The organism is Pseudomonas sp. B34(2017), assembly GCF_002112915.1.
GTDB lineage: Bacteria > Pseudomonadota > Gammaproteobacteria > Pseudomonadales > Pseudomonadaceae > Aquipseudomonas > Aquipseudomonas pharyngis.
Window position 1 is genome coordinate 315,437 of record NZ_NEJA01000004.1, and the last position, 14,315, is coordinate 329,751.

The following is a 14,315-nucleotide window of genomic DNA, read 5'->3' on the forward strand; positions in this document are numbered from 1 at the left end:
AAACGCGCACAGGTTGACAGATTTCCCGCAGACAGAATACCGTTCCGTTACAGAACAATATTCTGTTACGGAACATGATTCTGTATATCCCCTAACCGCGAGGCTCCACCCATGAGTCAGTTTCTCAGCATGTTCAACAGTGTCGGTTCCCAGGCGTTCAGCCAGATGGCCTGCCAGGTCGCTCCCTATTTCAGCACCATCAACCCACTGGTCACCGAGTTGCGGGCAGGTTCCGCGCAGGTGCAGGTGCCGTTTCGCCGCGAGATCACCAACCACCTCGGCACCGTCCACGCCATCGCCCTGTGCAACGCCGCTGAACTGGCAGCCGGGATGATGACCGACGTGTCGATTCCCGCCGGCGCACGCTGGATTCCCAAGGGCATGACCGTCGAATACCTGGCCAAGGCCAAGACCGACGTGACCGCCGTGGCCAATGGCGAAGGGCTGGACTGGCAGACCGAAGGCGACAAGATCGTCCCAGTGGATGTTCACGACGCCGAAGGCAAGAAAGTGTTCACGGCGCGAATCACCATGAACGTGAAACTGCCCTGAAATCACCGGCACAAAAAAGCCCTTGCTGCGCTGATCGCAACAAGGGCTTTCGTCGTTTCAAAGAGAAGGGATCAGTGAACGGTCAGGCGCTGACGAACAAATTCTTCGGTGCGGCGGGTGACCTGATCCAGATGCCGATCGCGCTGTTTCTCGGCATCGAGCATCGCTCGCTTGCCGTGCTTTTGCAGCAGGTAGGTGTGGATCTGCTGCACTTCCAGCGAACGGTAGATCGGCGTCGTGTCGATAAACCCGCGCAACCCGTTGCTGCGGTAATGCCGAGTGCTCATCAGCACCTGCGTTTCGAGCTGGCCCAGCACCTCGAAACCCAGCGCTTCGAAATACGGCACCTTGCCGACGCTGCAGGTCAGTTCGGCATGGGGGTAACGCGCCACCATGTCCGCGATCAACGAACGGGCCACGCCCTGACGCCGATGCCCCTCGCGCACCGCCAGATAGGCCACGTTGCACGCCTCCCAATCACCCTGCACTGGCAGATACAACAGGAAGCCGATCACCTGCTCCGGATCATCGTCGTCGGTGGCCACCAGCAATTCCACCTCGGTGCCCTTCTCGCCGTTCAACGCCTCCAGATACAGATGCACCTCGTAGCCGACCGCGTACTGATAAACGTTGTACAGCAGGTTACTCGGACCCAGCCCGATGGCGCTGATGTCGGTGAGATAGTCGACCACCATCTGCAGGATCTGGCTGCTGACGCCTTCGGGGCATGGGGATTTGTAGTGGGTGATGCGGGGCATGGCGGGCGGACTCCAACGGTAAAACACAGGTTGCCGGGCGAGTTGAGCGACCGGCGAACCGCGACATCATACCTTGTGCACGCCTGACAAAAATTTCATCTGCCCGAGAACGGATCTTTCGCCGATTTGGCGTCCAATTTTTCAGCTGCGTTCATTCCCGACGCACGCCTTGAGGAGTTGCCATGAACGTTCTGCGTTCCGCGAAAACCATCAAATCCTTGCTCGCTGCCGCGCTGGTAGCGATCACCCTGTCGGGCTGTGTCGTCGAACCGGTTCGCCCGCATCGGCCACCACCGATCGTTGAGGTGGTTCCGGTCATGCCTGCGCCGGGTTATCACTGGGTCGCCGGGCATTACCGCTGGGCCGGCAACCAATGGCGTTGGATGCCAGGGCATTGGCGAGCGTACTGAGGCCGGTCACTGCGCGGGGGCAACGACCTTGAACTTGATGTCGATGTCCTTGGACACCACGGTGTCCGCCCACTCCCCTGCACCGAGCCCGAACTGGTCGCGCTTGAGCACCAGTTCGCCGTCAAAAATGCCGATGCTGCTGTCGGGTTTGAGTTGCACCGGCACCTGCACCTCACGGGTGATGCCTTTGAGCGTGAGATGGCCGTCGACCAGATAACGGTTGTCGCCGGCCGGGCTGAAGCGGGTCGATTCGAACACAGCCACCGGGAATTTCTCGGTGTCGAACCATGCCGGTTTCACCAGCTCGGTGTTGGCGTCCTCACTGCCGGCGTCGATGCTGGTCAGGTCGATGTGCAGCGTGGTGCGGGCATTGGCGAGATTGTCGCTGTCGAAATCCAGCGTCGCATCGAACTTGCCGAACGTGCCGTACATCCGCGAGCCCATCTGGTTGTAGGTGAAACTGATCTGGCTGGCGGTGGTGTTGACCCGGGTGTACTCCACCGCCTGCGCAGCAGGGACGACGATCAGGCAACACGCGGCAGCCCACAACAATCGAATCGACATGCAATGCTCCGGCGCCCGATGGGGCTCGAATGACTTAAGCAAACATCCGGCACTTGCGCCAGCCCCGCCAAGGCCCACCAAGGCCCGCCCGGCCCGTCACACCAGTCGCTCGATCTTCTGATGCTGCCAGACCCGTGTGTAATACAGCGTCTGCAGCACCAGCATCCCCAGATACGCGATCGGAAACGCCATCCACACACCCTGCAGACCGAACTGCCCGTCCAGCCAGTAGGCCGCCGGCAACTGCACACCGAGCACACAGATGATCGCCACGCCCACCGGCACCAGCACCGTGCCGCTGGCGCGCATGATGCCGCCGATGATCGCCTGGAAACCGAAGATCAACAGGCTCCACAACATGATGTGCAACAGGTGCTCGGCCATCGCCCGGGTCGAGTCTTCGGTCAGGAACAGCCCCAGCAACCAGTGCGACAACAGGTAACCCGACAGGATCAAGCCGCCGGTCAGGCACACGTTGATCCACAACCCGGTGCGCAGGATCGGGCCCATTCGCTCCAACCGCCCGGCACCGATCGCCTGAGCGCCGAGGATCGACGCGGTGATCGCAATCGACAGCGCCGGGAACTGCACGTAGTTGACGATCTGCGTCACCGCGCCATACGCCGCTGTCGCCTGCGAGCCGTGCTGGTTGACCAGCGCCAGAATCACCAGCTCCGACAGCGACAGCACAATCATCTGCACCCCGGTCGGCAGGCCGATACGCAACACCTTGCCGAGAATTGCGCCGTCCAGTCGCAGCGCCGCGAAGAACTCACGATCCGGCGCCAGCGGATGGCCCTTGCGAATCAGGCTCCATGACAGCCACGCCATCGACGCCAGCGTACCGGCCAGACCTGCAACCGCCGCGCTCTGGATGCCCAGTTGCGGCAAGCCGATCCAGCCGCGAATGAACGCCGGAGTCAGCGCCAGCCCGACAACGGTCGACAGCAGCAGCGCCAACATCGGCGACAGTGTGTCGCTCACCCCGCGTAACAACTGGGTGAACAGCACGTACACCAGCACAAACGGCAAGGTCCACATCATCACCCGGGCATAGGCCACCGCATCGTCCAGCACATCCGCCGGCGTGCCCAAACCCTGCAAGGCCTGACGCGCAAACACACTGCCCAGCACCGCCGCCACCAGCCCGATCAATACCCCCAGCAACAGCGTCGCCCCGGCAATCGCCTTGACCATGTGCGACTCACGCGCGCCCCACGCCTGACCGATCAACACCCCTGCCCCGGCACCCAGGCCGATGACCAGCGCGATAAAGAAAAAAATGATCGGAAACATCCCCGACACCGCCGCCAGCGCCTGCGTACCGAGCATCTGGCCGATGTAGATGCTGTTGACCGTGCCCGACATCGATTGCAGGAAGTTCGACAGCACCATCGGGGCCAGGAACAGCAGGTAGGTTTTCCAGAGGGGGGATTGAGCGGGGGTTTGCATTGAGGTCCGTCTCGGGTGGAGGATTGCCTGGATATTACGCTAGATGTTTTGAGACTTGTCGGAGGTAATAGCGGTGAAGGTTTTTCTGTCTGATTAAAAGCGGACGAAGCTGAGTTCATCGTTCAATCATGATCTGCAAAAGCGGCCAATCAAGATGCCAGGATTTGGCGCGGACACGCTCCAGATAGATCGAATGCTTCTCGGCGAGGAACCTGCTCGTAGGGCGGACAACGAGGGAAAACAGATCCTGCAGGCCCAAGGGTGCAGCTATTTCAATAACGCCGTTGGCACCAAGTCTGACGCCTATGGCTGTGGCCGTCTCAGGCCAGAACATCATTGCTTCGGTTGCACAAGCATAGGGCTGATCTGCGTTACGCTGATGCATTCTTGCCTGATTCTTGACCGACCAACTTATGCTGCTGTCCAGCGTCATTAGCAATGACTCCAACTGCGCGTCACGCTCTGGACTTGCGTCATCCGAGTCGTACCAAATGACGTCTACATCAGAAGGCAACGCAGAGAACGCCCGCCCATGAAGATGATCCCAGACCAGACTACGTACGAATCCGGCGGCGACCCAGCAATCACGCAACTGCAATCCTCTTACAATCTCAAGAATTTGCATGCGTGCGCGATCACTTGCCATGAGTGCATGAAGATTGGCTTTTAGCATCATTGGGTTTCTGCGGTCGTCATGACGAAGCTCGGTATGCATGGGTGCCTGAACTGAAATTCAAGCGGGTAAATACCGAATAACGCTCTCTTCCAGTAATTTGATCAGCTCAGGATCCATATACTCGTACTCATCCGGTATGTGCAGACAAACAACGTGCTTGTTCGCCAGCGCCGAGCGGAATCGACTGGAAAGTTTTTTGCGATGGGCTGGCTCCATCACACAAATCAGGTCAGCCCAATGCAGCAGTTCAGGGCTGACCGGGACATCCGCCTCGCGATCGGTACCCGCCGACGCAGTTTCCACGCCGGGCCAATCATCGAACCGTTGTTCGGCGGTCGGACTGCGCAAACGATTCTGGCTACAAATAAAAAGTACTTTCAACACCGGCTGACTCCATGCCAATACTCGACCATGACGCTCTTCCAACTCTACAAAGTTCGAGAATTTATCATGCTTCACTCTCCACGCCTGCTCGCCTGCACGCTCCTGGTACTGGTCACTAACACCACGCAAGCCGCCACAACGGGTGCCGTACCCGAATCCTTGCAACCTTTAGTGGCAACCCTGAACGAACGCCTGAACATCGGCGACCTCGTCGCCCTGACCAAATGGGACAGCGGCAAGCCGATCCAGGACAGCCCCCGTGAGGCGCAGGTGATCGACAACGCCCGCAAACTGGCCACCGAACGCAAGCTCGACCCGGAAGACGTCGCGCAACTGATCGCCGCGCAAATGGAGGCCAACAAACTGGTGCAATACGGTTTGCTCGCACAATGGCAAGCGGCCGGTGCCGCGCCGGACACGCCGCGCCCGGATCTGGGCAAGCAGATTCGCCCACGCCTGGACGAGTTGCAAACCCGTCTGCTGCAGCAATACGCCGACTTCACACCCTACCGTCAAGATCCGAACTGCCCGGTGTGGCTGGCCAAGGCACGCACCGGTCTGACCCGCGATGCGCTGCATGATCTGGCCCTGACCCGCGCCACCGGAGAGCTGTGCATTCGGCCGCTGGCGCGCTAGTCGGCTTTCAGGCTAGCCCATCCGACATTCACTTATTGGCATCGTTGATAAGTTGGAAGATCTTTGCGATCTCGTTGATCGGGTTGGCTTGATTACGTTTGAAGAGATTGCGAAAACCGCTACTCGCCGTAGCCTTCACATATTTTTTTGCGAGCTCGACTTTGGTCAGCGCCGTACCGATCGCGATGGTCCCGTCCTTTTTTCTGATCAAATACTTGCCGAACTTGCGCGGTAAGTACCATTCCACGGTGTAACCATGGGTAATCCAGGTTCTGTCCTCACTCAGTGCATCGAGAATCTTGTATTTCGAAGACTCATCCCGGGTACGAACACGCACGCCCTGGTCAAATTTGAAGTCATGATCACAATCAACAACCACGAACGAGTTCCTGTTGATGCTCAGCATGGAAATGGTTTGGCCGACCTTCAGAATTTCATTCGCCTGATAGTGAGAAAGGACAGAGCCACCGTACAAAACAAACGAATAGTGGACATTCTCCAAGGGGGATTTTTGCCTGTTCGTCTGACACCAACGCTCCAACCAGTACTTTATGTAGATGCGATCCGACGGACCTTCTACCCAAATCACGAAATTCGCCTGGTAGAGATCGCTGGCGCGCACACCCAATTCGTTCAATAACTGCTGCGGTGAGTTCTCTACACGAGGGCCATGCAAGGCACGGATGTGCTGGCCGTCGACATGAAAATGCGCAACGTCAACTGCTGGCTTCCTATCCGTAGATTTCCAAACCTCCGGGCTGAGAAATACCGAGGAATGCGATGAGACCAGCAATTGCAGATCCTTTTTCCTGGCCAGTGCGGCCAGCTTCATTGCCAGTACGCGTTGAAGGCGCGGATGCAAATGAGTTTCTGGCTCCTCGATAACCAAAATAGCGCCATTGTTTTGCTTCTTGACCCATGCCAGCAAACCTGAGGCAGCCTTCCAGCCTGACGGCAGATATTCAAACGGAACCGCTTGAGCAATGGTCGGATCGGCAGAAAGCCTCAAATTCACAGAAGCGGTATTTCGCAAGTCAGCGGCAGACGAGAGCTCCACCTCGTCGACCCCGGCCAACTCGGACAGAATACTTCTCAACGCGACGACAAAGTCTTTGCTTAAACAAACCTGTTCAGGCCCGCGCCAATAGCCGATAACAACCCCCATTCTGTCTACGATCTGGTTAACTTTATTCACCTCGGTGATCGTCATTCCTGCAGGAAGGATCCTTGAATAGAGCTCGTCCAGAATTATTTCATCGTGATTGGCCCGATCAAGTACGCGCAATGCCAGAACCGGTGGTGTGCGGGAAGACTCAAACTCCACGTGCAGAACCAGTGGAGAAGGAGACTTAGGGTATTTCGTGTTCCCTCCCCTGAAAGTGAGGTCCATGCCGTGAAAGACTTGCTGATTCAACGCTGAGCGCTTAAGCGTTTGAAACAATCGAGGCTCGGATAGGGCCCGCACCACATCTAGCAGCGTCGACTTGCCCGACCCGTTTCGTCCTCCGAAAACATTGATCTGTTCCAAATGAGCGCTTGGCAAATCGAGAAACCCGGCATCGGCTCCGAACATGTCATTACCGACATGAAAAATGACACCTCGTAACGCACTGAACTTGATTTTTTCTATGTGCAAAATTTCACCTGGTTAAACATTGGGAATACTCAGCATGATCGCGTTCATCCCCCGATCGGCAAAGCAACAGGCAACAGTCATTCAACTGTATCGGTAGCAGACTAGGTCGTTTGAGGCAACGACGTGACGGCAATGAACGAACACGAAAACATCCCTCACAAAACCGACATGCATTCATTGCTGGCGTCGATAGTCACCATCAGTTCAATGAAGTTCTCATAAAAAATCCGCGGCGTAACATCGGCTCCATACCCAACAAACAACACCCTTGGAGCACACGATCATGAAACGCCAAATCCTTCTCGGCATCGCTTTCTCGGTTCTTGCAGTCAACGCTTTTGCAGCCAAACCCGCCCACACCATGATCGCCGAAGGCGGTTCGGATCGGTTGATTGAAAGTCGCTTGGCCGAGGGTGGTTCGGATCGTCTGATCGAACGCCGTGTGGCTGAAGGTGGTTCGGATCGTCTGATCGAACGCCGCGTCGCTGAAGGTGGTTCGGATCGTCTGATCGAACGTCGTGTTGCTGAAGGTGGCGCTGATCGTCTGATCGAACGTCGCGTGGCTGAAGGTGGTTCGGATCGTCTGATCGAACGACGCGTTGCATAAGTAAGCAGCGCATAAAGATAAGCCCGGCCTGATCAGCCGGGCTTTTCTTTGCGCGCGCTTTTTGCGTTTGCTGGGTAAGCTCTTAGCCCGACGCTGCGAATTTCAGGTTTCCCATGGACATTGAACGACTACTGAAGAAAAAACAGCTCAACGTGCAGGAGCAAAACGCAGTCGTTGCGCATCGTTTGATGCTTTGCGCCAGTGAATGGCGCAAACAGGGTGTACCTGTCGCCCTGGCCCGATACGCAGAGTACCAAGGCATCGACTGGTCGTCGTCCATCGTGCTGGAACTGGAAATCGACTTTCCCGGCATGCCTCGCCTGTTCGGACTTTTGCTGGATCAAAACGAATGTTTCATCGCATTTGAAATCGATACGGACGCCTCCCATGAACACATTGAATCCGTGGATCGCTGGGAGGACGTCTCGTCGATGCAAAATACTTCGACATCTAATCCGGGCACAGGTAAAGGCTTTGCCTCGATCGCGCTGGACGTGAAGCGTCAGCTTGTTTGATCGCTCTTTGCGCAACGCTCACTCTTCGGCGTCTTGAAGTCGTCACTGGTTGAATATCTACGCCTCATCAAAAGGAGCACTCATTGAACATGGGCCCGAAAACCGAAACGCTGATCAAGGTACTGAATGAGCTAATCAGTGTTCTGGAAAGCGACGGAGAAGCGCACTGGAGCGCGTGGATGCGAAAAGCTCGCGCACGATTGCTGGACTCTAATTATTCCGGAATCACATGGCTGCTCTCGGCCTATGGCGGGATGGGGTCCTTCAATGATGTCGTGCTCGGACAAACCAGCATCAACGGTGCATTTGCCTGGAAGCGCGGCTATGGCGAACTGAATGCAAAATTTGCCGAACTCCGTGAGCAAGCCTACGAGTTGGCCAATGAAATCAGGCACATGCAGCGATAACGGCATTCATTGCTGGCGTCGATAGTCACCATCAGTTCAATGAAGTTCTCATAAAAAATCCGCGGCGTAACATCGGCTCCATACCAAACAAACAACCCCCCTGGAGCACACGATCATGAAACGCCAAATCCTTCTCGGCATCGCTTTCTCGGTTCTTGCAGTCAACGCTTTTGCAGCCAAACCCGCCCACACCATGATCGCCGAAGGCGGTTCGGATCGGCTGATTGAAAGTCGTTTAGCTGAGGGTGGTTCGGATCGTTTGATCGAACGTCGTGTGGCTGAAGGTGGCGCTGATCGACTGATCGAACGCCGTGTGGCTGAAGGTGGTGCTGATCGTCTGATCGAACGCCGCGTTGCCGAAGGTGGCGCTGATCGTCTGATCGAACGCCGCGTGGCTGAAGGTGGTGCTGATCGTCTGCAAGAACGCCGCGTTGCTGAAGGTGGTGCTGATCGTCTGCAAGAACGCCGCGTTGCTGAAGGTGGCTCGGATCGTCTGCTGGAACGCCGCGTTGCCGAAGGTGGCGCTGATCGCCTGCAAGAACGCCGCGTCGCCTGAATCAAACGCTCTACCGCTGTACAAACAAAAAGCCCGGCCTGATCAGCCGGGCTTTTTCACGTCCAACCGGTGCTTATTGCACGGTTTTCAGTTTGACCACATCACCGGAGACCTTGGTGGTGTAGCCGCTCAGGACCCACGCCCAGAACCAGTTTTCCTGAATCTGAGTGTTGATCATGGCATCGCCGCCCTTGGCCTTGATGGCGGCATCCTGTGCACGGACGAAACGGCTGTTCTGCCGGATCGGGATCACGCCGAACAGCATCAGGCCGGTGGCAGTGGCTTCGCTGTGGCCAATCACGGTGTATTGGCTGCTGTCGTAATGTCTGGTGTTCATCGGGGTGCCGGTGCAACCTGCCAGAACCACACCGAACAGTGCGGCGGCGACTACTTTGCTGAGGTATTTCACTGCAAGACTCCATGGGTAAACGCCCGGGATCCGTCTCTCGGGCGGCGCACACTTTACCGAACACAGTGGCTCATTGATATCGGCCTCGGCAGACTTTCATTAAACGCCTTGCTGGCAGCCCGTCCGCGATGTCGCATACCATGGCGCCACTCCAATAAAGACAGACATTTCTCCATGCTCAAAGCCAGTCTGCGTAGCCACCTGACTCTCTGGTTTGCCGGCTTGTCCCTGCTGACGCTGTTGAGCGTTGGCTTCTATGTCGGCCACATCGCCACCGAACAAATGAAACAGGCCAGCGGCAATGCCCTGTTGAGCACCGCACGGTCGGCCGCAGCATTGCTGGGTGAGCAATTGCGTGAGCGACAACTGGAGGTTTATCTGCTCAGTCGTGCGCCGCATCTGGAGCGTGGTGATCTGGATAACCCGGCGATCCTCAAATCGATGCAGCTGCGCACCCAGGCCCGCGCCGAATATGCGTGGATGGGTATCGCCGACGCCAACGGTCAAGTGCATCAGGCCGTCAACGGATTGCTGGTGGGCCAGTCTGTCCAACAGCGTCCGTGGTTCCAGGCGGGTTTGCGCGGTGAATACACCGGCGACCCACACGAAGCCGTGTTGCTGGCAAAAATGTTGCCGGCGCTGGCGAATGGCGAACCGCTGCGCTTCATCGATTTCGCCGCGCCGATTCACAATGCCGACGGCCAGGTGATCGGCGTGCTCGGCGCCCACGCGCACTGGAGTTGGGTGACACGCATCGTCGAATCGGCGGCGCTTTCGCACAAAGGCGTCGCGCCGGACATCGAGGCATTGATCGTCGATCACGACGGCAAGGTGCTGTATCCGGAAGCGCTGGTTGGCCAGCAACTGGCAGCGAATAATCCCGACTCGCCGGGCTGGACCGTCGGCGACGGTTACCTGACCAGTGCGGTGACGGTGCCGACGCCCTTGAGCACTGCGTTATCCTGGTCGATTGCCGTGCGCCAGCCGTTGGACACCGCGCTGCAACCGGCGCGCCTGCTGCTCTATAAATTGTTGCTGCTGGGGGTGATGGCTGCGGTGGTGTTTGCACTGGTCGCCTACTATCTGGCGCTGTACCTGAGTCGCCCGATCGAGCAATTGGCACGCTCGGCTCAACAGGTGCAGAACAATCAGCCGGGGACGCGTTTTCAGTTGCAGCATCCGGTTCGGGAAATCGCCCAGCTCGGCCAGTCCATCGACACGATGACCCAATCGCTGCTGGCCAAGGAGCGCGAGTTGCAGGAAGCCAACGCTTCGCTGGAAGCCACGGTCGCACAACGTACCGCTGCCCTCACCCAGGCCAATGCCGAACTGCTGAGTCTGGCAACTCATGATGGTTTGACCGGCGCGTTCAACCGTCGCCGGCTTGACGAAAAGCTCACCGAGTACAGTCTTTTGTTTCGCCGTACCGGACGGCCGTTTGCGTTGTTGCTGATCGACGTCGATCATTTCAAACGCATCAACGATACCCACGGCCACGCGGTCGGAGATGACGTGCTGCGACAACTGGCGCAACTCATACAGATCAGCACCCGGGCCACCGATTTTGTCGCACGCTATGGCGGTGAGGAGTTTGCCGTGCTGCTGCCGGAAATCGCCAAACCGGACACCCCGGAAGTGGTCGCCGAGAAGATCCGGACCACCATTGCCGAAGCGACATTTCCGCTGGTCGGGCTCGTTACCGTAAGCATTGGTGTCGGCCTGGCCGACCCGGCCGACAACACCCCGACAGCACTGGTCAAACGTGCCGATCAGCGGTTGTACAAGGCAAAAGCGGCAGGTCGCAATCAAGTGGCCTGCCAGGCTTCGCTCATCGAGGTGAGCGAAAATGGCTGATGCGCACTCGATCCCGCCACGATTCATCCTCCACGAGACCGAACACTGGATTCTCAATCACCACATGGCATTCGGCAGTCTGGAGAATGCGCAGACTGCCACCGATGGCGCCGAGTTGACGTTGTTTATCTGGCGAGAGTTTGGCGAAAGCCCGACACCCCCTGCGATTCAGGGGGCGTCGATCAAAGATGTGACTGCGCGATTGAGGCTGGCGCTGAAGTAAACCGCTTTATTGCTTCATATCTTTGACCAGTTCAGCCATCAGCAGATCAGACACATGGGTAAATGCCTTGCGCAGGACTTCCGGATCTTTCGCGTATTGCTCCGGTAGATAGGCAAGGTTGTTGGCATCATTGAATACCGTGATCGTTTCAAAGTTTCGCCAGACCGCCGAACCCTTGCGCTTGATCTGGGCGTTGGCGCCGATCACCGGATACAGCACCTCGCTGAAGTTTTTGAGGCACAGCCCCCACTGTCCGACCATGATTTCGATTTCGGCGTCGGCCTGCTCGCCTTCTCCGACTATTGTGAACAGCCGCTCCTGCTGAACCCGGTCAACGAAACTCTGGCGGACCAGTTTGGCCAGGTCGATATCATTGGCCTTCATGTTGTTGAGGATTGCCCGGGAAATATCCCCCGTCAGCACATCACCATTTTTTGTCCCCGCAACGGACCCCGCGCCTGCCAATGCATTGACTTGTGTCGTCGATGCACCGGCCGCCATCCCAGTGGCCGCCCCGGCACCGGCACCCAGTCCCGCGCTCCAGGCTTGAGTCATGCTGGTGTATTTGAAGTTATCGACGGCAACAAATACCGGTAGCACCTTCAGTGTCTTGATCTGTTGACGATCTTCGACACTGAAGTTCTTGGTGACGCATCCACATAACAGCAAGAGTGCGCCAATAACAACGAGCAATTTTTTCATGGTGGGGAAAGTTCGAGGGATTGGACATCAGACTTATCGCCCGCACTCGCCAATCCTTGAACCTGGCATGACTCATTGCCACGGAAAAATTGGGGCGCGTGCAAGGCTAACGCCCCGCCCCCTCAAATGTGCAGCTCCCGCACAGGCGCTTCATTACTGAGAAAACGTCTGCAGATACGCCAACAAATTATCAATCTTCTCCTCGTCACTCAGCCCCCAAAAGATCATCCGCGTCCCCGGGACCACCCCCTTCGGATCCTTCAGATACTTCGTCAGCGTTTCACGATCCCAGGTCAGGCCGGAGTTTTTCATGGCGTCGGAGTACACGTAATTCGCCGACGTCCCCGCCGGGCGGCCGATGATGCCGTTGAGTTCGGGGCCGAAGCCCGGGCGGGCAGATTCACCGACCTGATGGCAGCCGCCGCACAGGCGCGGGAAGATTTTTGCGCCGGCCTCGGCGTCACCAGCGGCCAGAACGGGTGTGCTGAGCAGGCCAGCGTTGAGGATCAGGGCGAAAGTCACTGCAGCGTTTTTCATCAGGGATTTCCAGAGCTTCGGCGGCGCCAAGGGTAATCCTGCGCGGTCACTTGCGCTACAGGTAGGCGCCCACGACCTGGCGGACTTTGAGCAAGGCTTGACGCAGGGCAAGCATGTCCACCGATCCCAACGCCAGACGAATCGCATGGGGCACATGGGCTGAAACGGTGAAGGGTTCTGCGGTCGTGACGGAAACCTGTTCGTGCATCAACTCCACCACGATATGGTCGGCCCGAACATCTTCCGGCAGCGGCAGCCAAAGGAAATACGAAGAGGGATGGCCGACAGTCGACAGTCCTTCGAGAATCTGCGCGGCCAGGGCTTGCCGGGCCTGGGCGTCGCTGCGTTTTTGTGCTTCGAGCAAATTGACGGTGCCGTCGTCGAGCCAGCCGCAGGCGATGGCGGTCATCACCCCGGGGGTGTTCCAGGTGGTCGCGCGGATGATCCGCTCCAGCGCCGCCACCTGTTCGACCGGCGCGGCGATGAAGCCGACACGCAGGCCGGTGGCAATGTTTTTCGACAGGCCTGAGACGTAGACCGTGCGCTCCGGTGCCAGAACCGCCAAGGGAGGTGGCGGGTTATCGACCAGAAAGGCGTAGGCCGCGTCCTCGATGATTGTCAGATCATGCCGGCGGGCAATCGCGATCAAGTCCTCACGTTGCTCCAAAGGCATCACCCAGCCCAGTGGGTTGTGCAGGGTAGGCATGCTGTACACCGCACGCACCGGTCGTTGGCGGCAAAGTCTGTCGAGGGCCGCCAGATCGGGGCCCTGCTCTTTCACGGGAATCGCCACCACTTCCAGGTGCAGCGCTTCGGCCAGCACTTTGAATCCCGAATAGGTCAAGGCGTCGGCGGCAACCACATCGCCGGGTTTGAGCAGCGCCATCAGCGTCACCGCCAACCCTTGCTGCGCGCCGTTGACGATCAGCACCTGCTCGGCCTCGACACTCAAGCCCCGTGTTTGCAGGTGCCGCGCCACCGAGGCCCGTTCATGCTGGCGACCGGCGTGGGGCTGATAGCGCAGCAGCGCTTCAAGGTCGCCGGACAACGCCAGCTGCCGCAACGCGGTGCGCAGCAGCTCGGCCTGCCCCGGCAATGACGGGTAGTTGAAGTTCAGATCGATCATGCCCACCGCGACGTCTTTCTGGTCGATGCCCTGCCCCGGCAACAACGACGTTTCCCGCACGAACGTGCCGCGCCCGGCTTCGCCGCTGACCAGGCCCATGGCCTCGAGCTCGGCGTATACGCGCGAGGCCGTGACCAGCGCCAGCCCTTCGCTGGCTGCCAATTGCCGGTGAGTCGGCAGCCGCGTGCCGGGCAACAGGCGGCCGGCGCGGATATCGGCAGCATAGGTGTCGACGAGGGTCTTGTAGCGGGAGCGCGGCATGTCGGCTTGTATCCATGACAATTTTTTGATTGTGCTGATTCTCAGCCCTA

18 protein-coding genes and 1 pseudogene are annotated in these 14,315 nt (G+C 58.1%); 9 read left to right on the forward strand and 10 right to left on the reverse strand.

Going from position 1 to position 14,315, the window contains the following annotated elements; translation table 11 throughout:
- The first annotated feature begins 111 nt into the window (after positions 1 to 111).
- Entirely contained in the window at positions 112 to 552 is a 441-nt protein-coding gene (locus tag CAF80_RS14830) for a hotdog fold domain-containing protein (protein WP_074688879.1), read from the forward strand.
- A 71-nt stretch (positions 553 to 623) separates the two neighbouring features.
- On the opposite strand, the gene CAF80_RS14835 is transcribed toward CAF80_RS14830, so the two are convergent.
- Positions 624 to 1,310, reverse strand: a complete 687-nt coding sequence (locus CAF80_RS14835; RefSeq protein WP_074688880.1) for a GNAT family N-acetyltransferase — start codon at positions 1,308 to 1,310, stop codon at positions 624 to 626.
- A 182-nt stretch (positions 1,311 to 1,492) separates the two neighbouring features.
- Here CAF80_RS14835 and CAF80_RS14840 point away from each other — a divergent pair, with 182 nt between their 5' ends.
- Complete coding sequence (locus tag CAF80_RS14840; RefSeq protein ID WP_039767335.1) at positions 1,493 to 1,720, forward strand: YXWGXW repeat-containing protein; 228 nt, start codon at positions 1,493 to 1,495, stop codon at positions 1,718 to 1,720.
- A gap of 6 nt (positions 1,721 to 1,726) precedes the next feature.
- On the opposite strand, the gene CAF80_RS14845 is transcribed toward CAF80_RS14840, so the two are convergent.
- The 4 genes from CAF80_RS14845 to CAF80_RS14860 all read right to left on the reverse strand — a co-directional run bounded on the left by CAF80_RS14845 (position 1,727) and on the right by CAF80_RS14860 (position 4,796).
- Complete coding sequence (locus CAF80_RS14845; protein ID WP_074688882.1) at positions 1,727 to 2,284, reverse strand: YceI family protein; 558 nt, start codon at positions 2,282 to 2,284, stop codon at positions 1,727 to 1,729.
- A gap of 96 nt (positions 2,285 to 2,380) precedes the next feature.
- On the reverse strand, positions 2,381 to 3,736 hold the full coding sequence (locus CAF80_RS14850) for an MATE family efflux transporter (RefSeq protein ID WP_074688883.1): 1,356 nt from the start codon (positions 3,734 to 3,736) through the stop codon (positions 2,381 to 2,383).
- Between the two features lie 115 nt (positions 3,737 to 3,851).
- On the reverse strand, positions 3,852 to 4,412 hold the full coding sequence (locus CAF80_RS14855; RefSeq protein WP_074688885.1) for a nucleotidyltransferase family protein: 561 nt from the start codon (positions 4,410 to 4,412) through the stop codon (positions 3,852 to 3,854).
- Positions 4,413 to 4,469: 57 nt separating this feature from the next.
- A complete protein-coding gene (locus CAF80_RS14860) occupies positions 4,470 to 4,796 on the reverse strand; it encodes a low molecular weight protein tyrosine phosphatase family protein (protein ID WP_039767343.1) in 327 nt (108 codons plus the stop codon).
- 66 nt (positions 4,797 to 4,862) lie between these two features.
- Between CAF80_RS14860 and CAF80_RS14865 the strand changes: the two genes are divergently transcribed.
- The gene (locus CAF80_RS14865) at positions 4,863 to 5,432 is read left to right on the forward strand and encodes a chorismate mutase (RefSeq protein WP_074688887.1); all 570 of its coding nucleotides are present in this window, start codon (positions 4,863 to 4,865) and stop codon (positions 5,430 to 5,432) included.
- A 28-nt stretch (positions 5,433 to 5,460) separates the two neighbouring features.
- Here the strand turns inward: CAF80_RS14865 and CAF80_RS14870 are convergent, their stop codons facing one another.
- The gene (locus CAF80_RS14870; protein ID WP_039767345.1) at positions 5,461 to 7,068 is read right to left on the reverse strand and encodes an ATP-dependent endonuclease; all 1,608 of its coding nucleotides are present in this window, start codon (positions 7,066 to 7,068) and stop codon (positions 5,461 to 5,463) included.
- 283 nt (positions 7,069 to 7,351) lie between these two features.
- On the opposite strand from CAF80_RS14870, the gene CAF80_RS14875 reads away from it, so the two are divergent.
- The 4 genes from CAF80_RS14875 to CAF80_RS14890 all read left to right on the forward strand — a co-directional run bounded on the left by CAF80_RS14875 (position 7,352) and on the right by CAF80_RS14890 (position 9,153).
- A complete protein-coding gene (locus CAF80_RS14875; RefSeq protein ID WP_085667550.1) occupies positions 7,352 to 7,675 on the forward strand; it encodes a hypothetical protein in 324 nt (107 codons plus the stop codon).
- A 113-nt stretch (positions 7,676 to 7,788) separates the two neighbouring features.
- On the forward strand, positions 7,789 to 8,190 hold the full coding sequence (locus CAF80_RS14880; protein ID WP_039767347.1) for a hypothetical protein: 402 nt from the start codon (positions 7,789 to 7,791) through the stop codon (positions 8,188 to 8,190).
- 89 nt (positions 8,191 to 8,279) lie between these two features.
- On the forward strand, positions 8,280 to 8,597 hold the full coding sequence (locus CAF80_RS14885; protein ID WP_085667549.1) for a hypothetical protein: 318 nt from the start codon (positions 8,280 to 8,282) through the stop codon (positions 8,595 to 8,597).
- A 115-nt stretch (positions 8,598 to 8,712) separates the two neighbouring features.
- Positions 8,713 to 9,153, forward strand: coding sequence for a hypothetical protein (locus CAF80_RS14890; protein ID WP_039767350.1), 441 nt, complete (start codon positions 8,713 to 8,715; stop codon positions 9,151 to 9,153).
- A 73-nt stretch (positions 9,154 to 9,226) separates the two neighbouring features.
- Here CAF80_RS14890 and CAF80_RS14895 read toward each other — a convergent pair whose 3' ends face one another.
- The gene (locus CAF80_RS14895) at positions 9,227 to 9,562 is read right to left on the reverse strand and encodes a hypothetical protein (protein ID WP_085667548.1); all 336 of its coding nucleotides are present in this window, start codon (positions 9,560 to 9,562) and stop codon (positions 9,227 to 9,229) included.
- A gap of 174 nt (positions 9,563 to 9,736) precedes the next feature.
- Between CAF80_RS14895 and CAF80_RS14900 the strand changes: the two genes are divergently transcribed.
- Together CAF80_RS14900 and CAF80_RS14905 are read left to right on the forward strand one after the other, a co-directional pair.
- On the forward strand, positions 9,737 to 11,416 hold the full coding sequence (locus tag CAF80_RS14900; protein WP_074688895.1) for a sensor domain-containing diguanylate cyclase: 1,680 nt from the start codon (positions 9,737 to 9,739) through the stop codon (positions 11,414 to 11,416).
- 70 nt (positions 11,417 to 11,486) lie between these two features.
- A pseudogene (locus CAF80_RS14905) lies at positions 11,487 to 11,639 on the forward strand (HIT family protein); the annotation flags it as partial.
- Between the two features lie 6 nt (positions 11,640 to 11,645).
- Here the strand turns inward: CAF80_RS14905 and CAF80_RS14910 are convergent.
- From CAF80_RS14910 to CAF80_RS14920, 3 genes are all read right to left on the reverse strand, one after another.
- Entirely contained in the window at positions 11,646 to 12,341 is a 696-nt protein-coding gene (locus tag CAF80_RS14910) for a hypothetical protein (RefSeq protein ID WP_085667546.1), read from the reverse strand.
- Between the two features lie 153 nt (positions 12,342 to 12,494).
- Positions 12,495 to 12,878 carry a cytochrome c family protein gene (locus tag CAF80_RS14915; protein WP_074688901.1) on the reverse strand — a complete coding sequence of 128 codons (384 nt, stop codon included), beginning with the start codon at positions 12,876 to 12,878 and terminating at the stop codon, positions 12,495 to 12,497.
- A 55-nt stretch (positions 12,879 to 12,933) separates the two neighbouring features.
- Positions 12,934 to 14,265, reverse strand: coding sequence for a PLP-dependent aminotransferase family protein (locus tag CAF80_RS14920; RefSeq protein ID WP_074688903.1), 1,332 nt, complete (start codon positions 14,263 to 14,265; stop codon positions 12,934 to 12,936).
- Positions 14,266 to 14,315 lie beyond the last annotated feature (50 nt).